A 20,624-nucleotide genomic window follows, 5' to 3' on the forward strand; every position below is an offset into this window, starting at 1 on the left:
ATCCCCATACAGTAACATGCGATAAGTATCGAAATTAGGGAGATAGACATGTTTTCAGGAAGTATCGTCGCGTTAATTACACCGTTTAATCAAGAAGACGAAGTCGATTACGCGAGTCTGAAAAAACTGGTCGAATACCACATTGCTGCGGGCAGCAGCGGTATTGTTGCGGTAGGTACGACGGGTGAATCATCGACGTTATCGATAGAAGAGCATGTCAAGGTTGTACTCAAGACGCTGGAATTCGCGGATGGCCGTATTCCTGTTATAGCAGGCACAGGCGCGAACGCAACCCACGAGTCAGTCACCTTTAGCCGCCTATTGAATAATACGGGTATCGCCGGTTGTCTGAGCGTTACACCATACTACAACAAGCCAACACAAGAAGGTTTGTACCAGCACTACAAAGCGATCGCTGACGTCAGCGAAGTGCCGCTGATCCTATACAATGTACCGGGTCGTACTGCGGTAGACCTTAAACCTGAGACGGTTGCTCGCCTTTCTGAAATCGACAACATCGTTGCATTAAAAGATGCGACCGGTGATTTGAGTCGAATTGCGATTCATCGTGAACTTTGTGGCGAAGATTTTATCTTACTAAGTGGTGATGACTCGACGGGTTTGGATTTCGTCAAAATGGGTGGTCAAGGTGTGATTTCTGTGACCAACAATATTGCGGCTGCGGATATGGCGACCATGTTCCGCTTAGCCAGCGAAGGCAAATACGATGAAGCGGAAGTCATCAACCAACGTTTGATGCCTTTGCACAAGAATCTATTTGTGGAGTCAAGCCCGATTCCGGTCAAGTGGGCGGCGCATAAGTTGGGTCTGATTGACCACGGTAGCCTAAGATTGCCGCTGACAGAGCTGTCAGACAACGCGCAGCCGATTGTATCGCAAGCCATGACGGATGCGGGCATCTACTGATTTAGGATAACTGCCGAAGCTTAGCTTCGGCTTTGATTTCTTAGGAGTTTCAATGAAATTGTCTCACCAGCTAGTCGTTAGTTCACTAGCTGTTTTTGTTTTAAGCGCCTGCTCAGGCAGCGCCACGCAGCGTCGCCAAGCCAAAGACGACTTTGAGTATCTCAATGCCCCTGATTTAACCGAGTGGACGTTACCGGCGGGCGCAGAGCCTCAGTTTTACCCCAACTACCAAATTCCTCAAGGTGAGTTTAGCGGTGGAATTGGTCGTGAAGTGGATATCCGCCCTCCCCAGCAGGTCCTAGCCTTGATTCCTGGCGCGCGAGCAGAGCGCAAAGAAGGGGAAACGACATTATGGCTGCTACGCGAAGACGAACTGGATCGCGTTTGGCAAACTGCGCAAACCATGCTGAGTGAGCGCAACATCGGTATCGTAGAGCAAACGGCAGACCATATTGAAACCGATTGGGTGACATGGAATTCTGCTGATGAAGATGTGGAACTCAGCTCTCGCTACGATATCTCTCGTCTTGTGGCAAACAACCGCTACGGCTTCAAAATTTCTCTTATCGATTGGCGCGAAGGCGGTAAATCTATGCCTGTTACTGCGACCAATAAATCTCGCTACAACGCTTTGATGACCAATCTTGTCACCGCTCGCTATGATTTGGATTTGCGTGAAGAAGCGACGCGTAAAGCGCAAGAGCTGGTTAAACAGATCCCTATTACAATGGGCCGAGATCGCAGTGGTTTCCCGGTTATCATCGCTCGTACTCCATACGATGTCCTATGGCAGCGTTTGCCAGAATTGCTACCTAAGATGGGCTTTACCATCGAAGCGCGCAACCAATCTCAAGGCACCATCAAGGCCAAGTATGCCTCACCGGATGATGCGTTTTGGGATGATATCGGAGTGAAACCGACCGAGCTGAAAGCGGGAACTTATACCTTCCTCTTTGGCGATCTTGGGAACCGTACGTCCATCAACATTACCGATTCATCGGATGCCCCTGTGAATGAAGAGTTGTTGAAAGATATGGCGCCAGTGCTGGCGGCGGTGGCAGAAAAACATGCCAAATAGGTGTTGTCTGCATCATCCAAACGTAAAAAAGCTGACCTAGAGTCAGCTTTTTTGATCTTAATTGTCTTTAGATTTTCATTTATCCAAAGACCAACGCGTTTAGAGCGTCATCGCGGCAATCCAGCCAAAGACGATCAATGGGATGTTGTAGTGGATAAAGGTCGGGACAACCGTTTCCCATACGTGCTCATGCTGCCCATCGGCATTCAGGCCAGACGTCGGGCCTAAGGTCGAATCAGAGGCCGGAGAGCCTGCATCACCAAGCGCTGCCGCCGTACCGACAAGGGCAACGGTCGCCAGTGGTGAAAAACCAAACGCAGCAGCAAGTGGAACGTAAATGGTGGCGATAATAGGAATAGTGGAGAAAGAAGAACCGATACCCATGGTGACTAATAGGCCAACAATGAGCATCAGAAGCGCAGCGAGCGGTTTGTTGTCACCAATGCTGGTAGAGAGTGCTTCAACCAAAGATTCAACACCACCGGTTTGCTTCATGACCGCTGCAAAGCCTGCGGCTGCAATCATGATGAAGCCAATCATAGCCATCATGTGCACACCCTTAGTAAAGACATCCTGAGTTTCACGCCAGGCAATCACACCACCAAAGGTAAAGACCATAAAGCCAGCTAGGGCACCGACAATCATTGAACCGGTCGAGAGCTGAACCGTCAATGCCGCGATAATACCCAATGCGGCAGTCAGAACGTTCTTCTTGTTCACTTGGGTGGTGTTCTCTTCCACATGCGTCAGCTCCGTCTCTTTGTAGATTCGAGGCTTACGGTAGCTGACAAAAATAGCCGTGATCAGACCAAACACCATACCCGCAGCAGGGAGCAGCATCGCCATCGGCACTTGGCTTGCGGTGACAGACTCAAGACCGTTGTCGTGCAAGTTTTTCAGCAAGATGTTGTTGAGGAAAATGCCACCAAAACCGATCGGCAACACCATGTATGGCGTGACCAGGCCAAAAGTCAGCACACAGGCAATCATGCGGCGGTCAAGGTTCAGTTTTGCAAATACGCCTAGCAAAGGTGGAATAAGAATAGGGATGAAGGCGATATGGACAGGAATGACGTTTTGCGATGACATGGTCACTAGAATCAGGGCAACCAGCACGGCGTACTTAAGGCCAAGTGACGCATTGGCATTCTCTTTACCATGAATACGTTTGATCACGCTGCTTGCTAGAAGGTCGGTGATGCCGGATTTTGAAATCGCAACGGCAAACGTACCTAGCATTGCGTAGCTCAGTGCAATCGTTGCGCCGCCACCTAGACCACTTTCAAACGCGGAAACCGCCTCATTTAGACTCATGCCAGAGACAAGGCCGCCGATGATAGCACTGAATGTCAGCGCGACCACGACGTTCACGCGCATCAGGGCAAGCGCTAGCATAACGCAAACGGAAATAACAACAGGGTTCATAACTTACTCGATAATTGTGTTTACATGTTTTTAGTATTAATCGGCGTCGTCGCTCAGTGGCCAGCCGCCTAGGGCTTTCCATTTATTGACGATGCCACAGAAAAGCTCTGCGGTTTTCTCCGTGTCGTAGAGCGCAGAGTGGGCTTCTTTGTTGTCAAATTCCATCCCTGCGGTTTTACACGCTTTGGCCAGAACAGTTTGACCGTAGGCCAAACCACTTAATGCGGCAGTATCAAAGGTGGCGAAGGGGTGAAATGGGACGCGTTTGAGCTTGCTACGTTCGCTTGCTGCCATGACAAAACTGTGGTCAAAAGTGGCATTGTGCGCAACGATGATAGCTCGGCTACAGTCCGCCGCTTTTTGCTCGCGGCGAACAAGCTTATAAATCTCTTTTAATGCTTCGGCTTCTGTCACTGCGCCGCGAAGCGGGCTAAATGGGTCACGAATCCCATTGAATTCTAGGGCTTCTTTTTCTAAGTTCGCCCCTTCAAATGGTTCAACATGGAAGTGAATCGTTGACGCAGGGTGGAGGTCGCCATTTTCATCCATACGTAAGGTGACCGCGCAGATTTCCAAGAGGGCATCGGTTTGGGCGTTAAATCCTGCGGTCTCGACGTCGATCACCACTGGGAAATAGCCTCGAAAGCGTTTTTTAAGCGTCAATGCTTCGTTTTCTGAACTCATGTTGGTCTATTGTTATGTGACAGGGGCAGCATTATTGCAGATTCTGTCAACAAGAAAAACCGTTAATCTCTTTGATGGCGACGCTGGGGAATGAAAGTGTTGGCGAGCTTTTTGCATTATTCTCACCAAAGTCATGCAGACAGAGTGACAAGCGGCAACGCCAGTCACCCAGCAGTATTAGAGATGAAGCATACTATGAACAAATTCTACGTTGCCTGTTTAGGGCTAGTCATTGCCGGTTTTGAAGCGAACGCCTTTGCGCTTGAGAAGCGCTATGTGGCAACGCCGATGCAGTCAACCTGGCAAATGGTTGCCAATACGCCGCTAGAATGTAAGTTGGTTCATCCTATCCCAAACTACGGCGATGCGGTGTTTTCTTCCCAAGCCAGTAAAAAGATCAATCTGGACTTTGAGCTGAAGATGAAACGGCCAATGGGGCAGACAAGAGACGTTAGCTTAGTGTCGATGCCTCCAGCATGGCGACCTGGCGATGGCGCTAGCCGCATGTCGAGCATTCAGTTTTTTCAGCAATTTGATGGTTACGTTGGTGGACAAACCGCGTGGAGCATTTTGGGTGAGCTTGAAAAGGGGCGTTATCCCACGTTTAGCTATCAAGAGTGGCAAAGTCGTGACGAGCGGGTAGAGGTGGCGTTGTCGTCGGTGCTTTTTCAGCCCACCTACAACGTATTTAGTGACTGTATTGCCAACTTGTTGCCTTACAGCTTTGAAGATATCGCCTTCACCATTTTACATTATGACCGTTCTAGCGTAGAGCTGAATAAAGCTTCGCAAAAACGCCTTGCACAAATTGCGGAGTACATTAAACACAACCAAGATATCGACTTGGTGTTGGTATCGACATACACCGACTCGTTAGACAGTAAAGCCGCCAGCCAAAGCTTATCTGAGCAGCGTGCTGAAGTGCTGCAACGTTACTTCCGTTCGCTTGGTTTACCGGAAGACAGGATTCAAGTTCAAGGTTATGGGCGTCGTCGTCCGGTGGCGGACAACACATCACCGCTTGGCAAAGATAAAAACCGCCGCGTAGTGATTTCTCTCGGTCGTACCCAAGTCTAAAAGAACAGCGCCAAAATTTGGCGCTGTTTTTGTATCCGCTGCATAGCTTCAGTATGTAAGGTAAAACATGAAGCCAAGTTTTTAGCAAGATAGCCGATCAGTTCAGCTTAAACTGTGCGATTAAGTTGCAATTGGTCGCTGTATCGATGTCTTGTACCATGCGAGCGATGGTCGGATTGGGGTGGCGTTTCATAAACTCCACTAACGCCTTTTTACAGCAGCCGATCGAAGAGACAAAGGCGTCACAGTCTGAATTCGGGCATTGAGGGATCAGCGTCAGCACTTTCTCTGAAGCGAGCTGTAAATACTTCAGTTCATACTTTTCATCGCCCATCGAGCGCCAGAAGGTCGCTAGGTTGTGGCACGAAATCACCGAGATCATCAGTCGGTCTTCGATATCGACATCGACCTGTTCACCCAGTCGTTCGCTCAGTGTTAATGCCTGTTGATAATGCAGAATACTGCGTAAGTGGTCTTGGTCCTTAAACGCGACGTCTGCGAGCAGTGTGTGTTTTTCCCATTCTGCCAGTTGCATGCTTGTCTCTCCTCTCTATGAGAAGGATAAGATTAAGTGATAATCATTATCATGTAAAGCAAATAAAAATGGGCAGCCGAGGCTACCCATAGGTTGAATTGATTGGCACTGTTAGCCTTCAAGCCCTGCTGTCGCTTGCTTGTTTTGAATCAACTCAATCTTGTAACCGTCTGGGTCTTCAACAAACGCGATGTGTGTCGTGCCACCTTTTACGGGGCCTGGCTCACGGGTCACATTGCCGCCAGCGGCTTTGATCGCATCACAAGTAGCGTAGATGTCATCGACACCCACCGCTACATGGCCAAATGCGTTGCCAAGATCGTAACTGTCGGTACCCCAGTTGTACGTTAGCTCAATCACCGCGCCTTGCGACTCATCGCCATAGCCAACGAAAGCCAACGTGTATTGGTATTCTGTGTTTTCGTTTTTACGTAACAGAGACATGCCCATTACGTCAGTGTAGAACTGAATAGATTTGTCGAGATCACCTACGCGTAGCATGGTGTGTAGAATGCGTCCGTTTGACATGTGCCTAGCTCCTAGTTGTCGGGGTAAACTTTCTCTTTATATTCACACAGGTCTTCAATCAAGCAACTGCCACACCTTGGCTTACGGGCCAAACAGGTGTAGCGGCCATGAAGGATCAACCAGTGATGTACGTCGAGTTTGAATTCTTTGGGGACCACCTTAAGCAGTTTCTCTTCTACTTGGTCAACGTTCTTGCCCATAGCGAATTTGGTGCGATTGGAGACGCGGAAAATGTGCGTGTCGACCGCAATCGTTGGCCAACCAAAGGCAGTGTTGAGGACGACATTCGCCGTCTTGCGACCCACTCCAGGTAGTGCCTCGAGTGCCTCACGGTTTTCAGGCACCTCACCGTTATGTTGGTCGAGCAGAATACGACAGGTTTTGATGACGTTTTCTGCTTTTGAGTTAAATAAGCCAATGGTTTTGATGTACTCTTTCACGCCGTCAACACCGAGATCAAACATCGCTTGTGGCGTGTTGGCAACAGGGTAGAGCTTGTCAGTGGCTTTGTTGACACTGACATCGGTGGCTTGAGCCGAGAGGAGAACCGCGATCAGCAGCTCGAAAGGCGTGTTCCAATTCAGCTCCGTTTGCGGGTGCGGATTGTCATCTCTTAGCCTCTGTAGAATTTGAATGCGTTTCTCTTTGTTCATTATTCGCTGACTTCCCGTGTGTTGATTAGCTGGTCACCCGCGCTCTTTCTATCGTTGGTTTGGTTTTTTCTTTGCGCGCGCTCAGTCGACTATCGATGGTGTTTTTAATCGCAATCAGCAGCCCAACGCCGATGAAGGCACCTGGCGGCAGCATTGCCAGCAGGAAATTGCTGTCAAATTGGAACACTTCAATTCGCAGCGCCGTTGCCCATTGCCCTAGCAGCAGCTCTGCACCATCAAATAAGGTACCGTTGCCAAGAATCTCACGCATTGCTCCCAAAATGACAAGAATAATCAGCATCCCCATGCCCATCCAAAAACCGTCTTGAGCGGCAAGAAGTGGTATGTTTTTCGAGGCAAACGCTTCAGCGCGTCCGATGATGATGCAGTTGGTCACGATAAGGGGGATAAAGATGCCTAGCGACAAATACAAACCGTAAGCGTATGCGTTCATCAGCAGCTGCACGCAGGTCACTAACGAGGCAATGATCATCACAAAGACCGGAATGCGTACCTCTTTTGGCACATAGTCGCGTACTAAAGAGACGGTCACGTTCGATCCAACCAGAACCAGCAGGGTCGCAATCCCCAAGCCAAGCGCATTAGTGACGGTAGAGGAGACCGCCAGCAAAGGGCATAGGCCAAGCAGTTGGACCAGTGCGGGGTTGTTGTCCCACAAACCATTCTTAATCAGTGTTTGATGTTCAGTCACGCGCACCTCCGCAATTGAGCGGTTGAGATTGAATGTCACCACGATGGTCGTTGACATACTCTAACGTATTACGTACCGCCTTGACGACCGCTCTTGGGGTGATGGTCGCCCCGGTAAATTGATCAAATTGCCCGCCATCTTTACGTACTTTCCAACTGGCCTGGTTATCCGTAGTCAGCACTTTGCCGGTAAAGTCGAGGATCCAATCTGTGACACGTAAATCGACTTTGTCACCGAGTCCGGGTGTCTCTTGATGGCTCAATACACGGGTGCCGGTGACGGTGCCGTCTTGTTTTACGCCAATGATGAGTTTGATGGAGCCGTTATAGCCATCGGGCGCGATGGCTTCAATCGCCATGGCGCTAGGCTCGCCATTTAAGGAAGCGAGATAGACTGGCATAGGCTCAGTCGTGCCAAGCAGCGGATCCGTTACCAAGGTACAGGCTTGGTAGAGATCGTTGTCGTGCAGGTCATGTGGGATGACCTGATTGAGTACCGAGAGCAACTGTGCTTGCTCCTGACGCTGGATCTGATCGGCGGTCAAGTAGTGAGTCAGCGCAACTAAGCCTGTAGAAGCACAGGCAAAGATGGCAAGGATTGCGCCGTTGTTACGTATAGCGTTCAGCATGATACCCCTCAGTGACCGTAAGTTTTGGGTTTGGTGTAGTAATCAATCATGGGTACACACATATTGCCCAGTAGCACCGCAAAGGCAACGCCATCTGGGAAGCCGCCCCACGTTCGAATGATAAAGACCATAGCGCCAATAAAGGCCCCAAATACCAAGCGTCCCTTGACAGTGGTCGACGCCGACACCGGATCGGTTGCGATAAAAAAGGCGCCGATCATGGCTGCGCCAGACAGGAGGTGCAAGATGGGTGAGGCGGTCTCTCCTGGCATGATGAGCATAAAAATGCCGCTCATGGCAGCGAGGCTAGCGAGAAAACTCACAGGGATGTGCCAACTGATGATGCGCAGTTTTATCAGCATCAAACCGCCAAACAAATACGCCAAGTTGACCCATTCCCAACCGACGCCGCCTAAACCGCTAAATTGCGCTTGTCGCATCACTTCCACACTGGTATTTCCTGTAAGCAGGCCAGTTTTAAACGCATCGAGTGGCGTGGCCATAGTGATGCCGTCAATACCGGTGCGAATTTGTTGTAGCGACAGCCCTTCTTGACTGTAACCGCTAAAGATTAGCGACAAGGTATCGGCAAGGGAGGTGCTGACAGGTTGTAGTGTGCTCGGCGCCATCCAACTGGTCATCTGGACAGGGAAGGAGATGAGCAACACCACGTAGGCGACCATTGCTGGGTTAAAGAGGTTTTGTCCAATACCGCCGTAGAGGTGTTTTGCGATGACGATGGCGAACACCAATCCAATCACCATCATCCACCAAGGGGAAAGAGGCGGAATGGCCACAGCCAGCAACCAAGCGGTCACGATGGCGCTGTTATCACGTAGTGCTGACATGGGCGAGCGGCCACGAACCAGCATCACCACACTTTCAAGTAGCAGTGCCAGTGCAATGGCAAAAATCAGTTGGATCAAAGTGCCCCAACCAAAAAAGTAGATTTGAGCGGCAAGCCCGGGCAAGGCACAGACGGCGACCCATTTCATCAAATCCGGCGTGCTTTTACGGCTGTGAGCATGGGGGGAACTTGCGATAAAGAACGCCACTAGTTGTTCTCCTCAGAAGGTTTAGATGATTGTTGGGCGGCTTTACGTGCTTTTGCGCGAGCGATCGCTGCCGCCACGGCGGCTTTTTTCGGATCCTCAGCAGGCTCATTCTTAGCTTGAGTTTCTTCGCTGCTGGAGTCTGCGTTGCTCTCTTGCTGTGCTTTACGCGCTTTGGCGCGCGCAACCGCTGCCGCCACGGCGGCTTTTTTCGGATCCTCAGCCGGCTCATTCTTAGCTTGAGTCTCTTCGCTGCTGGAGTCTGCGTCGCTCTCTTGCTGCGCTTTACGCGCTTTGGCGCGCGCAACCGCTGCTGCGACGGCGGCTTTTTTCGGATCCTCAGCAGGCTCATTCTTAGCTTGAGCCTCTTCGCTGCTGGAGCCCGTTTCGTTCTCTTGCTGCGCTTTACGCGCTTTAGCGCGAGCAATCGCTGCCGCGACGGCGGCTTTTTTCGGATCCTCAGCAGGCGCATTCTTAGCTCGAGCCTCTTCGCTGCTGGAGCCCGTTTCGCTCTCTTGCTGCACCTTACGAGCTTTAGCGCGAGCAATCGCTGCCGCGACTGCCGCTTTTTTGGGATCCTCTGCTGGCTTGTGCTCTTCAGGTGTCTCTTCGCTACTGTTACTTGCTAATGCGGCTTTGCGCGCTTTCGCTCTGGCCACTGCAGCGGCGACGGCGGAAGATTTGTCTGTTTCGCTTTGCTCATCACTTTGAGTGGTTTCTTGTTGCACTTTCTGCGCTTTTTTCTCGCGGGCTTGACGTTTACGCTCTTCTCGCAACTTGGCCATTTCCGTGTTGTCCGGTTGGTCGCTGCTGCTTGTCGCTTGCTCTCTAGCCGCTTCTTGTTTCGCTTTGGCTCTGGCAATCGCGGCGGCGACCGCTGGCTTGGTTTTGCTGTCTTCGCTTGTGGATTTTTGCGCTTTCACACGCGCGATGGCGGCGGCGATGGCGTCATCTCCTCCACTGGCTTTCATCTCGCTGCGACGTTCATCCACGGCTTTTTTGAAGCGATTCTCACGTTCGGCTTTGTCGCGTTCCATACGCGCTTTTTTCTCTTCAAAGCGGAGTTTGGCACGCTCTGCTGCTTGCGCTTCTTCTTTGCGCGTGCGTATCTCCGCTTTGGCCTGGCGATAATATTGCACCAGTGGGATCTCGCTAGGGCAGACGTACGCACAAGCGCCACATTCAATGCAGTCTTTTAGATTGAGCTCTTCACATTTTTCATACTCTTGCGATTTCGCATACCACTGCAACTGTTGAGGCAATAGTGACGCGGGGCAAACCTCAGCGCACTGAGCACAGCGAATGCACGCCATTTCCGTACCCGCAGGGGCGATCTCGCGGCGAGTTGGGGCAAGAATACAGTTGGATGTTTTTGTGATGGGCACATTGGCGTGCGGCAAGGTAAAGCCCATCATTGGCCCACCCATGATCAATCGAGGTAGGCGCTTATCTGCTTGATAGCCGAACTCGTCGAGCAGCGCTTGAACTGGGGTACCCAAAGCCGCAAGGACGTTGCGTGGTTGACGAAATGCATTGCCCGTTAACGTAACGATGCGCTCAATCAAAGGTTCACCATCCACAACGGCGCGTTTGATGGCGTACAGCGATCCGACGTTTTGTACCATCATCCCAATGTCCGCTGGGATGCCATCGGCGGGGACTTCTTTGTTAGTCAGCAGTTTGATGAGCTGCTTTTCGCCGCCCGAGGGGTACTTAGTCGGTACGACACGAATGATCAGGTTTTTGTCTTGCGCTGCCGCTTCTAAGGCTGCAATCGCCTCAGGTTTGTTGTCTTCAATGCCGATCACGGTCAGCTTTGGCTTGAGAATATGCTCGACAATCTCGATGCCCGTGATCACCTCTTGTGCAAACTCTCGCATCAAGGTGTCATCGGCGGTGATGTAGGGTTCACACTCAGCGGCATTGATGATCAAAATCTCGGTACGCGAGAGGCCTGATTGAATCTTTTTCGCGGTAGGAAAGCCAGCGCCTCCCATACCAGAAATCCCCGCTAGGCGGATCTTTTCAATCAGAGCTTCTGGAGAGTGTTGGCTGAAATCAGGCCAAGGGGCTTTGTCATACCAGGTGTCTTTGCCATCGGGTTGAATGACAATGCAGGTCTCCGCCAAACCGGAAGGGTGGGCGGTGGTACGAGGCTCAATCGCCGTAATGGTGCCTGAGGTGGGCGCGTGCACGGGCAACGTGAACGTGACGTCGTACTTGGTTAACGGCTCACCTTTTAAGACGTGCGCGCCGATATCAACCAGTAATGTCCCTTCTTTGCCGATGTGCTGTTTGAGAGGCAGCACAATTTCAGTTGGCAACGAGGCGCGAACCAATTCACTGCCCAGCGACTGCTGTTTATTCTCTGGTGGGTGAATTCCCCCAGGAAACTGCCACAGCGTACCTGATTTAATTTGTTCGATTAATGACAACATACCAGTCCTTAATTCACGCTTTTCTGCGCGGAGGCAGAATCGGTAATATCAACAACAGGAATGGCGTCCAGTTGCCACTTCCAGTTCGCTGTAGTGTTTTCTACAGGAATCATTTCAATGCAGTCCGTTGGGCACGGCGCGACACACAAATCACAGCCAGTACATTCATCTTTAATCACGGTATGCAGTGCTTTGGTGCCGCCAACAATGGCATCAACCGGGCAGGCTTGAATACACTTGGTGCAGCCAATACACATATCCTCATGAATAAAGGCGACTTTTTTGACGGCTTCATCTAGGTCATGCGCAGACTCTGTCGCTTCGACACCCATTAAATCCGCCAGCTTCTCAATGGTGGCTTGACCGCCGGGAGGACACTTGTTGATCTCGTCTCCCGTGGCGATCGCTTCCGCATAAGGGCGACAGCCAGGGTAGCCGCACTGGCCACACTGCGTTTGCGGTAAAATCGCGTCGATTTGATCGACGATCGGATCGGCTTCTACTTTGAAGCGGATGGAGGCGAAGCCCAAGATTGCGCCAAACAGCGCAGCAAGCGCGGCAATCGCGATAACGGCAATTAGGATGGCACTCATTACAGCTTCACCAACCCAGTAAAGCCCATAAAGGCGAGAGACATCAGTCCTGCGGTGATCATCGCAATAGACGCCCCTTTAAATGGGACTGGCACATCCGCAGCGTTAATACGTTCACGCATCGAAGCGAACAAAATCAGCACCATAGAGAAACCCACAGCAGCGCCAAAGCCGTAGATAATCGATTGGATAAAGTTGTGGTTCTCATTGATGTTAAGCAGGGCAACACCCAGCACCGCACAGTTGGTGGTGATCAACGGCAGGAAGATGCCGAGTAAGCGGTAGAGTGTCGGACTGGTTTTGTGTACCACCATTTCTGTGAACTGCACGACGACGGCGATAACAAGAATGAAGCTCATGGTACGTAAGTATTGCAACCCAAGCGGCAGCAAGATGTAGTTTTCTACTAAATACGCGCACACGGAAGCGAGGGTTAACACGAACGTCGTCGCGAGCCCCATACCAATAGCGGTCTCTAATTTCTTAGACACCCCCATAAATGGACATAAACCCAGGAATTTTACCAGTACAAAGTTGTTTACCAGCACAGTGCCGACCAACAACAAAAGATATTCGGTCATAGTTATATAATTTAGATATTCCGATCCCGACATTATCCTGCTTTGGATGCCTAATAACAACCAAGGAAAGATAAGGTTTTATATTGTTGAATGAAAATTATACGGGATCGTGCGTCGTTTGGTCAGCCAAGTCACTAATTTGTCGTCGCTCGTTCACTTGGGTCGAGTTCAGGATAGCGCTCTGATATCGCTTTTAGTTCGCTTTGATGCTCGCGCAGTGCATTGACGCAATCACGATCCAATTTACCCATCTGAACCATCTTTTCCAGCTCTAGTAGTGCGTAAAGAATCGACGATGCCTGTTTATACGGGCGATGGGTGATCAAAGCGTCAAAGATATTTGCGACGCAGACAATACGAGCGGCGAGAGGGATCTCATTGCCTTTTAGATGGCGAGGATACCCCGAGCCATCGAGAAACTCATAGTGGTGCGCAATGATGTGTAAAAACAGTTCAGCACTGGGGTGACCACTTGCGCCCGCTTGCTCAATGAACTCATGAATGATGGCTTCGCCCGCTTGAACATGTTCTCTGAGTGTGGCGAGTTCTACCTCGGTCAACTTACCGGGTTTACACAGTAGCTCGGCCGGTAGCGTGACTTTGCCAATGTCGTGATACTGCGAAAATAAGCTGAGGTGTTCAATGGTTTCGTCATCGAGATCGTATTTGAGCGCAAGGCCCGTTGCTATTACATGTGTAAAACTGGCGACGCGCTGTTTGTGCGCCCGAGATTCTCGTTGATAGAGCGGAAACTGCGCAGCGTGCTTGCAAGCGCAATTGATCAAGGTATCCACCAGCTGATACTCAGAAAAAATCGACAACCTCATCATCTCCAAGTAAGGCTTAAGGGTATCGAGCGCCACCGGTGTAAACGCACTCTCTTGATAAGAGTTGAGGAAGATGAACCCAAGGAATCGATCATGGATAAAGGTTGGTATGGTCGCCGAAGAACGGTAGCCATCGCGCAGTAAAGACTCAATATGCGGCGAGCGGCGCAATGTTTTTAGATGCGTCAAAATGACCGGGCTGCGCGATTGCAGGCTTTGGCGCAGCGTCGGTAATGAACTCAGTGGCGCTTCGTAATGGGTAATATTGAGCGAAAGCGAGGTACTGTCGGCGTAACTGCGCAGCAAATGATCTCTGTCGTCATACAGGGCAAAACTTAAGTGGTCGAGAGCGGGATGGTGAACTTGCATACGCTCCAACAAGCCGGTCATTTGCTCGTTTAGGTGATGGGTTTGTGCCAGTGAAGAGTGGCGATGCAGTGTTGAGTTTTCCATGATGCCCCCCTTACAAAATCAACGCCAACGATGAATCAAGAACGAACCGATTGTTGTGCCTCACTGGGTATTGAATGTGTGCACACTCAGTTTCGGCCACATAGCTTCGGACAAGCAGTAATCTGCAATCTGCAACTTACCTACTTAAGTGTAGACAGGGATAACTCGCTTGGCGGGGAAAGGCAGAGCTAAATGCGAAAGGCTTGATCCATCGCAAACTTGGGGAGAAAAAATGTAAAGCGCCGCTGATCGCGGCGCTTGGTCTATTGGTTAATCAATACGTTTTAACTGAGCGAGGATAAAACAGGCCGTCGCGCAGATGACGACAGATGGACCAGCCGGGGTATCGTAATGCCAAGAGAGCGACAGCCCACAGATCACCGCGACACTGCCAATCAGCGATGCAAAGCACGCCATTTGCTCTGGGCTTTTGGCAAAACGTCTTGCCGCCGCAGCAGGAATGATCAGTAGTGAGGTCATGATCAAGGCCCCGACGTATTTCATACCAATCGCAATCACTAGGCCGACCAGCAACATTAAAATCAAGCGCATCAAATCGACGTTATGGCCTTCGACAGCCGCCAACTCTTCATTGACGGTGGTAGAAATGAGCGGACGCCAGAAGACGATAAGCACCGCGCCAACGACGAGCGAGCCAAGGTAAATGTAGATCAAATCTGTGGGCGTGACGGCGAGCAAATCTCCGAACAAGTAGCTCATCAAATCAATACGTACGTGATCAAGAAAGCTGACGGCGACCAAACCGAGTGATAGGGCACTGTGAGCCAAGATCCCAAGTAAGGTATCGGTGGCGACCAACTGCTGGCGTTGCAACGTGACCAGAATCACCGCGAGCGCCAAACAGCAGACCACCAAGGCGAGATACAAGTTGATATTGAGCAAAAAGCCGAGTGCGATACCCATTAGCGACGCATGAGCCAAGGTGTCCCCAAAATAGGCCATTTTTCGCCACACGACGAATGAACCCAACGGACCGGAGATCGCCGCAATACCAAGACCGGCAAAGAGTGAGGGGAGTAAAAACTCAATCATGATGATGGTGTCCGTGAGAATGGTGAGAACAGGCCGTTGCATCGCCCGCTACGGGTTGACCGGATAAATCATGATGATGGTGGTCATGCTGGTGGTGATAAAACGCCAGTGACTCACGTTGAGCTTGGCCAAACAGCGCAATATAATTGGGGTGCTGTGTAATGTCGGCAGGTGGGCCGGAGCAGCAGATGTGATGTTGCAGACAAATCACATCATCGGTCTTGGCCATGACGAGATGTAAATCATGGGAGACCATAAACACCGCGCAGTTAAAACGGCGGCGTAGCGTATCAATCAGCTCATACAGATCGATTTGCCCTTGCACGTCGACCCCTTGCGCCGGTTCGTCAAGCACCAATAAATCTGGACGCTGTAACAGAGCCCGCGCGAGTAACACGCGTTGCGTTTCACCGCCAGATAGCGAATGCATATTGGCCATGAGCATGTGTTCTGCGCCCACCAGTTTGAGCGAGTCGATGATCTCTTGTTGGCTGTAACGCCCGGCCAGTTTAAGAAATCGCTCAACGGTCAAAGGGAGCGAATCATTCAGCTTGAGTTTCTGTGGGACGTAGCCGGTGCGCAGCCCTTTTTGGCGTGTGATCTGGCCGGTAAAGCGCTTCTGCAAGCCAAGCAGCACTTTGACTAAGGTGGATTTACCCGCGCCGTTTGGGCCAATCAAGGTGGTGATTTCGCCGCGTTTGATGGTCAAGGAGACCTTATCGAGCACTTTGCGCTCATCAAATTGGACCGAAATATTAGCTAGTTCGACGAGAGTCGACATGAATAGAACTCATTTGCAATTCAGTATTGTTATAATGTAACATTTATACTTTCTCAACGCTATAGAGCAGTCGTACATAAATGAAACGTTTCCTTCCTCTCTTGTTGCTTATCTTGAGCAGCAAGAGTGTCGTGGCCAGCGATATTATCGCGAGTATAAAACCGATCCAATTAATTTCGTATGAATTAACACTAGGCATCAACGAGCCGGATGTTTTATTGGCGGCCAACACCTCGCCGCACGATTATGCGTTGCGTCCGTCTGACGTGCGCCGAATCAACCAAGCGGATTTGATTATTTGGTTTGGCCCAGACCTAGAGCCTTTCCTTGACAAAATCTTAGAGGGGCGTGACAACGTGCTAACACTGAGCAAAATTGACGGTCTCCCTTTGCGTGAATATCAGGGCGATCATCATGATCATGACGGTCACGATCATGACGGTCACGATCATGGCAGTCACGATCCCCACTTTTGGATGGGCGTGGACACGGCTTCTCAGGTGGCCAAAGCGATCAGTGCCAAGTTGATTGAGATAGACCCAAGTCAGCAAGCAGCATATCAAGCCAACCTTGCTCAGTTTGAAGCGCGCCTGCGCCAGCAGCACAATGAGATTGCCGCTCAACTCAGCAAGGTAAAAGATCAAGGCTACTACGTGTTCCACGACGCGTATGGTTACTTTGAAGAGGATTATGGCCTCAATCAATTGGGTTTTTTCACTGTCAGCCCAGAGCGCAAGCCAGGCGCGAAGACCTTGATTGCAATAAGGCAAGCACTGTCGAAGAAAGAGGCGAAATGCGTCTTTTCTGAGCCACAATATACGCCTGCGGTGGTCGAGTCCGTGACGCGAAACACCGACGTCAACCAAGGCGTGCTTGACCCCATCGGCGCAGACATCGTGGTAGAATCTGGCGGTTATTTCAACTTTATGCAGCAGATGGCGGACAGTTTTGAGCAGTGTTTATCGGACTAAGACGTTCAGATATAAAAATGTTCAGATATAGAGCGCAACGGACGTTTGGTGTAACGCGCTCAGCGCAGGAAGCGAGGGAAAAGGGAGACGACGTGTCTCCCTTTTTGCTTTCGGTCACAACGATTTGCCACAAAGAATGTGATAAGTGAGACGCAAACACCTTGTAATGACCAAGCGTTGTTAGATAATTATCGACTCAAAATAACTGCGCAGCGACTCTTGTCGCTGCGCGTCACTGATAGCAACAGGTGTATTTTGCGCGTCGTCCCTTTATCAAAACTGATGACTCAACTCATCGCTTTCTGGCTGTGCTTGAGCGCACACGTTGTAGTGGCCTCTCCAGAGGTCTTTTATTCTCTACCCAGTCAAAGTCAGGGTAAGGTCTTTGCCGCCAAACAGTTGTTTCTTGCTGAGGGCGGCGGTTTGTGGCTGCAAGATGTTCGAGCCCAAATCCTCTTTTTTGACGGTCAAAACGTGGCGCCGAACGTCGGCTCGGCGCTGACGCATGATGTCGATAAAGTGGCGTACGCTGACCATGCATTTTGGTCTTTCTTTCGCAATGAAATCTATCGAACGCTGCCAAATCAGGAGCGCGAACTGGTGTTGAGCCTCACTCCTGGCACTGATATTCATTCCATCGGCGCGTCGGGAGATTACATTTGGTTGGCCGATGAACGCTATTTTTACACCTACCATATCCCCAGTGGTGAACTCGATACGCTCTCTTTGATGGAGTTGTATCAGTTTACCCAATCCTCAACCATCATCATCAATGATGCGCAATTTGTCGTCTCCAAATGGGTGCTCGCCACCAATGCGGGCGCCTACGTCTCCGACCGACGTCATTTCGAACACGTGCCACTTTCGCAGCAGCATTACATTGAAAAGTTCCATTACTCCGCGAAGCGAGGCGAAATTGTGGTTGGGACCTTGTCGGGAGCGCTGGTGTTTAATATCCATCGTCCTACTCAAATGGTCGCCGACATTCCGGGTTCGCACGTGCTGAGCTTGGCAGAAACAGATGACGCGTATTGGATTGGCACTGAACACGGCTTGATTATTTACTCCCATAACGATGGTGCTGAACGCCGTCTTGGCTCCCAGCGTTTGGCTGGGCACCCGCTTTATGGAGAGCGTATCTACTCCATCGTCAACGATGAAGCGGGCGGTATTTGGTTGGCAACCGATAAGGGCGTGCGCTATTACTCCTTGTTCTCTCCCAATTTCCAGCGCTTTAATCCGCAATTGCTCAGCGAAGGAACGGAGCGAGAGCAACCCCTAATGTTGGAGCCAATGGCGCAGCGTCAAGGGTATTGGCTCTTAACGACACTCGGGCTCTATCAACTGGACCTTACAGATAGAGGGCAGAGGACATTAGTGTATCAAGGCGCTGTTAGTGATGTGATGGAGCATCAAGAGACCTTGTGGCTAGCGACCCCCAATGGCGTGATCACCTTACCACCCAGTCGCCTTGCTGAGCCACAACTGGTATCGAATGCACCGGTTGCCAAGTATCTTGAAGTTGACAGTCAGGGCCACATCTGGGGGGCCAGTGACCAGCAGTTATGGCGCTATGATCCCGAGCGCGCAGTGTTCCGTGATTTTGTCTCGGATTGGATGTTAACGCAGTACCTCCCAGCGCAACTGACGTATCTCAAATCGGCCGGTGAGCGTTTGCTGATCGGCACCGATCATGGACTCTATTTGCTCGAGCGTGGTGTGATTAAGTTTGTTGATGACAGCAGCCAATACGGCGGCGTGAGCCACATTATTGAGGTGGCAGATGATGAGCTTTGGGTGGCCGGTCAATACGGGCTCTATCGTGTTGATACGGCGACAGGGATCACCGAATCGCTAGCGTTGATTGAAGGCCATATCTCGCCAAAATGCTTGATGAGTAATGAGCAAGGTATCTGGCTAACGACATCTGCAGGGCTGTCGCAATACACATTGGCGGGGGCGCTCAAGGAGCACTACGGCGAGCCTTTAGGGCTGAGGAATAATGAGTTTGTCACTGGGCTTTGCGGCGCTAAATCTGGCCGCGAACACACCTTGCTGATGGGCTCAAGCCATCATTTGATGACAGTGGATACTGAGCGTTTAGCAAATCAAGCGCTCCCATCTGGTCGCGTCGTAGTCAGTCAAGTGAACGTTGGTCAGGAACGGGTCGCTTTGGGCCATTCACCGGATAGAAGACTAACCACAGAGTTTGGCGAGTCACTCTCCTTCCAATTTGGTGTGATGCCTCAGTTGAGTGGCGCGCAGATTGAGTATCGTTTAGATAACGAGCCTGAATGGCAAGTGTTGGAGGGGGTGACGCTGACCATCGAACACTTGCTACCCGGCTTGCATCAATTGAGCGTGAGAGTGACACACAACGGCCGACGCACCGGTCAGGAAGACCGCTTTCAATTTCTCGTTAATAAGCCTTGGTACTTAGAGCACAGCTCGATAGGGGCGGCCGTGGTGTTGCTCTGTGCGTGTATCGTCTGGATAGTGTATTGGCGATCGCGGCTAATGGCCAAAGCAAACCGAGCGCTTAAAGCGCAAGTGGAACTGAAAACCCACCAGCTTGAACACCAAAGCCGAGTGCTATTGGCGAATAATGTCCAGTTAAGGAAACAACTTCACATTCGGCGTCTTATTTACGCCCACTCTGTGGCGAGTTTACAGAGTAAGTTGACGATGCCGCCATACAACAGTGCGGAGTTTAAACCAGTGGTCGATAGGCTCAGTCAAGAGCTCGCGTTATCGATTTTTTCCCGCGAAGCGAATAAAGAGGCGGATCCGGTTTACCACTTTAATCTCATTTTTCATGCGGCGATCGATGGTTGGCAAGAAGAGATTCGTAAATCAGGGCAGAGCTTGGATATTGAGTGGCCACAAGATCAAGCGGTTTATCTCTCTCTAAATGCGTTCAACCTCGACGAAATACTTAACGTGCTGATTGATAATGTCATTAAGCGCGGCTATCGCAACCAGACGGTGATGATGCGTATTGACCACAATGTTGAGCGCCTTGCCTTGACGGTGCTAGATCAAGGGGAGTCGATCGACCATGCGGACCTCGGCCAAGATTACCTGATGAAAATGAGCCAGTTGGTTGAGGCGAGCGGTGGTAGTGTGACGATTCACTGCTCAAAAGAGCGTAATATGCAGGAGTTTACGTGGCCAGTGAGCGATCACTTCACTGAGCGCTCAGCCGTCAAGCAACTGCCGCACTCTGTGCAAGAAGAGAGGGACCCTTGGTTCGCCAAACTGAAAACCATTGTTGAAGCGCACTATGCGGAGGCGGATTTTGGCTTATCAAAGGCGGCGCAATTGCTCTATGTCTCAGAGCGCAGCCTTCAGCGCCGCTTAAAAAGCCATCAGCACACCACTTTTACCGAATATCTCAATGAAGTACGCCTCGATCATGCATGTCGACGTTTGCTAGCGGGGGAAAAAGTGTCGGATGTGGCGTTTGAATGTGGCTTTAACGATCCCTCGTATTTCAGTCAACGGTTTAAATATCGCTTTGGAGTGTCGCCGACTCAATTTGTCGAAGGGCAGGGGGAAGAGTAAAAAAATAACGTGGTATAGCCGGGGGGACTATACCACGGGTGTCAATGACACCTTCGCTTGCTGC

At 50.8% G+C, this 20,624-nt stretch carries 19 protein-coding genes; 5 read left to right on the plus strand and 14 right to left on the minus strand.

Annotation, left to right across the window (positions count from 1 at the left end):
* Positions 1 to 48: 48 nt before the first annotated feature.
* Both dapA and bamC read left to right on the plus strand, forming a co-directional pair.
* Positions 49 to 927 (plus strand): 4-hydroxy-tetrahydrodipicolinate synthase, encoded by an 879-nt coding sequence (gene dapA, locus AC6R03_RS13335; RefSeq protein ID WP_500628592.1) that lies wholly within the window; start codon positions 49 to 51, stop codon positions 925 to 927.
* A 52-nt stretch (positions 928 to 979) separates the two neighbouring features.
* Positions 980 to 2,005 (plus strand): outer membrane protein assembly factor BamC, encoded by a 1,026-nt coding sequence (gene bamC / locus AC6R03_RS13340; RefSeq protein WP_500631857.1) that lies wholly within the window; start codon positions 980 to 982, stop codon positions 2,003 to 2,005.
* A 99-nt stretch (positions 2,006 to 2,104) separates the two neighbouring features.
* On the opposite strand, the gene AC6R03_RS13345 is transcribed toward bamC, so the two are convergent.
* Both AC6R03_RS13345 and rnt read right to left on the minus strand, forming a co-directional pair.
* Positions 2,105 to 3,430, minus strand: a complete 1,326-nt coding sequence (locus tag AC6R03_RS13345; protein WP_500628594.1) for a Na+/H+ antiporter family protein — start codon at positions 3,428 to 3,430, stop codon at positions 2,105 to 2,107.
* A 36-nt stretch (positions 3,431 to 3,466) separates the two neighbouring features.
* Positions 3,467 to 4,114 (minus strand): ribonuclease T, encoded by a 648-nt coding sequence (rnt, locus tag AC6R03_RS13350; RefSeq protein ID WP_334551149.1) that lies wholly within the window; start codon positions 4,112 to 4,114, stop codon positions 3,467 to 3,469.
* A 195-nt stretch (positions 4,115 to 4,309) separates the two neighbouring features.
* On the opposite strand from rnt, the gene motY reads away from it, so the two are divergent.
* A complete protein-coding gene (motY, locus tag AC6R03_RS13355; RefSeq protein ID WP_500631858.1) occupies positions 4,310 to 5,191 on the plus strand; it encodes a flagellar protein MotY in 882 nt (293 codons plus the stop codon).
* 97 nt (positions 5,192 to 5,288) lie between these two features.
* Here the strand turns inward: motY and AC6R03_RS13360 are convergent, their stop codons facing one another.
* The 12 genes from AC6R03_RS13360 to znuC all read right to left on the minus strand — a co-directional run bounded on the left by AC6R03_RS13360 (position 5,289) and on the right by znuC (position 16,025).
* Entirely contained in the window at positions 5,289 to 5,726 is a 438-nt protein-coding gene (locus tag AC6R03_RS13360; RefSeq protein WP_334551145.1) for a DUF2753 domain-containing protein, read from the minus strand.
* A gap of 111 nt (positions 5,727 to 5,837) precedes the next feature.
* Positions 5,838 to 6,254 carry a lactoylglutathione lyase gene (gloA, locus tag AC6R03_RS13365; protein ID WP_334551144.1) on the minus strand — a complete coding sequence of 139 codons (417 nt, stop codon included), beginning with the start codon at positions 6,252 to 6,254 and terminating at the stop codon, positions 5,838 to 5,840.
* Between the two features lie 11 nt (positions 6,255 to 6,265).
* Complete coding sequence (gene nth / locus AC6R03_RS13370) at positions 6,266 to 6,907, minus strand: endonuclease III (RefSeq protein WP_334551142.1); 642 nt, start codon at positions 6,905 to 6,907, stop codon at positions 6,266 to 6,268.
* Between the two features lie 25 nt (positions 6,908 to 6,932).
* Positions 6,933 to 7,619: an electron transport complex subunit E gene (locus tag AC6R03_RS13375; protein WP_500631859.1), complete on the minus strand. Its 687-nt coding sequence runs from the start codon at positions 7,617 to 7,619 to the stop codon at positions 6,933 to 6,935.
* The gene (rsxG, locus tag AC6R03_RS13380) at positions 7,612 to 8,247 is read right to left on the minus strand and encodes an electron transport complex subunit RsxG (protein WP_500631860.1); all 636 of its coding nucleotides are present in this window, start codon (positions 8,245 to 8,247) and stop codon (positions 7,612 to 7,614) included. Before rsxG ends, AC6R03_RS13375 begins: the two co-directional genes overlap by 8 nt.
* Before the next feature lie 8 nt (positions 8,248 to 8,255).
* On the minus strand, positions 8,256 to 9,302 hold the full coding sequence (rsxD, locus tag AC6R03_RS13385; RefSeq protein WP_500631861.1) for an electron transport complex subunit RsxD: 1,047 nt from the start codon (positions 9,300 to 9,302) through the stop codon (positions 8,256 to 8,258).
* Entirely contained in the window at positions 9,302 to 11,737 is a 2,436-nt protein-coding gene (gene rsxC / locus AC6R03_RS13390) for an electron transport complex subunit RsxC (protein ID WP_500631862.1), read from the minus strand. Before rsxC ends, rsxD begins: the two co-directional genes overlap by 1 nt.
* A gap of 8 nt (positions 11,738 to 11,745) precedes the next feature.
* Positions 11,746 to 12,330, minus strand: coding sequence for an electron transport complex subunit RsxB (gene rsxB, locus AC6R03_RS13395; RefSeq protein WP_334551134.1), 585 nt, complete (start codon positions 12,328 to 12,330; stop codon positions 11,746 to 11,748).
* Entirely contained in the window at positions 12,330 to 12,911 is a 582-nt protein-coding gene (gene rsxA / locus AC6R03_RS13400; protein WP_334551133.1) for an electron transport complex subunit RsxA, read from the minus strand. The genes rsxB and rsxA overlap by 1 nt, the downstream gene beginning before the upstream one ends.
* Before the next feature lie 134 nt (positions 12,912 to 13,045).
* Complete coding sequence (locus AC6R03_RS13405) at positions 13,046 to 14,191, minus strand: HD domain-containing phosphohydrolase (protein ID WP_500631863.1); 1,146 nt, start codon at positions 14,189 to 14,191, stop codon at positions 13,046 to 13,048.
* A 270-nt stretch (positions 14,192 to 14,461) separates the two neighbouring features.
* Positions 14,462 to 15,244 (minus strand): zinc ABC transporter permease subunit ZnuB, encoded by a 783-nt coding sequence (gene znuB / locus AC6R03_RS13410; RefSeq protein WP_500631949.1) that lies wholly within the window; start codon positions 15,242 to 15,244, stop codon positions 14,462 to 14,464.
* Positions 15,237 to 16,025 (minus strand): zinc ABC transporter ATP-binding protein ZnuC, encoded by a 789-nt coding sequence (gene znuC / locus AC6R03_RS13415; protein WP_500631864.1) that lies wholly within the window; start codon positions 16,023 to 16,025, stop codon positions 15,237 to 15,239. Before znuC ends, znuB begins: the two co-directional genes overlap by 8 nt.
* Before the next feature lie 80 nt (positions 16,026 to 16,105).
* On the opposite strand from znuC, the gene znuA reads away from it, so the two are divergent.
* Both znuA and AC6R03_RS13425 read left to right on the plus strand, forming a co-directional pair.
* On the plus strand, positions 16,106 to 16,996 hold the full coding sequence (gene znuA / locus AC6R03_RS13420) for a zinc ABC transporter substrate-binding protein ZnuA (RefSeq protein ID WP_500631865.1): 891 nt from the start codon (positions 16,106 to 16,108) through the stop codon (positions 16,994 to 16,996).
* 282 nt (positions 16,997 to 17,278) lie between these two features.
* Positions 17,279 to 20,560 carry a helix-turn-helix domain-containing protein gene (locus AC6R03_RS13425; RefSeq protein WP_500631866.1) on the plus strand — a complete coding sequence of 1,094 codons (3,282 nt, stop codon included), beginning with the start codon at positions 17,279 to 17,281 and terminating at the stop codon, positions 20,558 to 20,560.
* Positions 20,561 to 20,624: the final 64 nt, after the last annotated feature.

It is taken from the genome of Vibrio sp. R10-SG-ISO4 (genome assembly GCF_059834135.1).

What these genes read in the sequence shown, in the direction of transcription:
- AC6R03_RS13360 (WP_334551145.1), bottom strand. Translation starts at nt 5,726, where the DNA reads ATGCAACTGGCAGAATGGGAAAAACACACACTGCTCGCAGACGTCGCG.
- znuC (WP_500631864.1), bottom strand. Translation starts at nt 16,025, where the DNA reads ATGTCGACTCTCGTCGAACTAGCTAATATTTCGGTCCAATTTGATGAG.
- rsxB (WP_334551134.1), bottom strand. Translation starts at nt 12,330, where the DNA reads ATGAGTGCCATCCTAATTGCCGTTATCGCGATTGCCGCGCTTGCTGCG.
- bamC (WP_500631857.1), top strand. Translation starts at nt 980, where the DNA reads ATGAAATTGTCTCACCAGCTAGTCGTTAGTTCACTAGCTGTTTTTGTT.
- rnt (WP_334551149.1), bottom strand. Translation starts at nt 4,114, where the DNA reads ATGAGTTCAGAAAACGAAGCATTGACGCTTAAAAAACGCTTTCGAGGC.
- rsxC (WP_500631862.1), bottom strand. Translation starts at nt 11,737, where the DNA reads ATGTTGTCATTAATCGAACAAATTAAATCAGGTACGCTGTGGCAGTTT.
- znuB (WP_500631949.1), bottom strand. Translation starts at nt 15,244, where the DNA reads ATGATTGAGTTTTTACTCCCCTCACTCTTTGCCGGTCTTGGTATTGCG.
- gloA (WP_334551144.1), bottom strand. Translation starts at nt 6,254, where the DNA reads ATGTCAAACGGACGCATTCTACACACCATGCTACGCGTAGGTGATCTC.
- nth (WP_334551142.1), bottom strand. Translation starts at nt 6,907, where the DNA reads ATGAACAAAGAGAAACGCATTCAAATTCTACAGAGGCTAAGAGATGAC.
- rsxG (WP_500631860.1), bottom strand. Translation starts at nt 8,247, where the DNA reads ATGCTGAACGCTATACGTAACAACGGCGCAATCCTTGCCATCTTTGCC.
- dapA (WP_500628592.1), top strand. Translation starts at nt 49, where the DNA reads ATGTTTTCAGGAAGTATCGTCGCGTTAATTACACCGTTTAATCAAGAA.
- znuA (WP_500631865.1), top strand. Translation starts at nt 16,106, where the DNA reads ATGAAACGTTTCCTTCCTCTCTTGTTGCTTATCTTGAGCAGCAAGAGT.
- AC6R03_RS13425 (WP_500631866.1), top strand. Translation starts at nt 17,279, where the DNA reads ATGACTCAACTCATCGCTTTCTGGCTGTGCTTGAGCGCACACGTTGTA.
- AC6R03_RS13405 (WP_500631863.1), bottom strand. Translation starts at nt 14,191, where the DNA reads ATGGAAAACTCAACACTGCATCGCCACTCTTCACTGGCACAAACCCAT.
- rsxA (WP_334551133.1), bottom strand. Translation starts at nt 12,911, where the DNA reads ATGACCGAATATCTTTTGTTGTTGGTCGGCACTGTGCTGGTAAACAAC.
- motY (WP_500631858.1), top strand. Translation starts at nt 4,310, where the DNA reads ATGAACAAATTCTACGTTGCCTGTTTAGGGCTAGTCATTGCCGGTTTT.
- AC6R03_RS13345 (WP_500628594.1), bottom strand. Translation starts at nt 3,430, where the DNA reads ATGAACCCTGTTGTTATTTCCGTTTGCGTTATGCTAGCGCTTGCCCTG.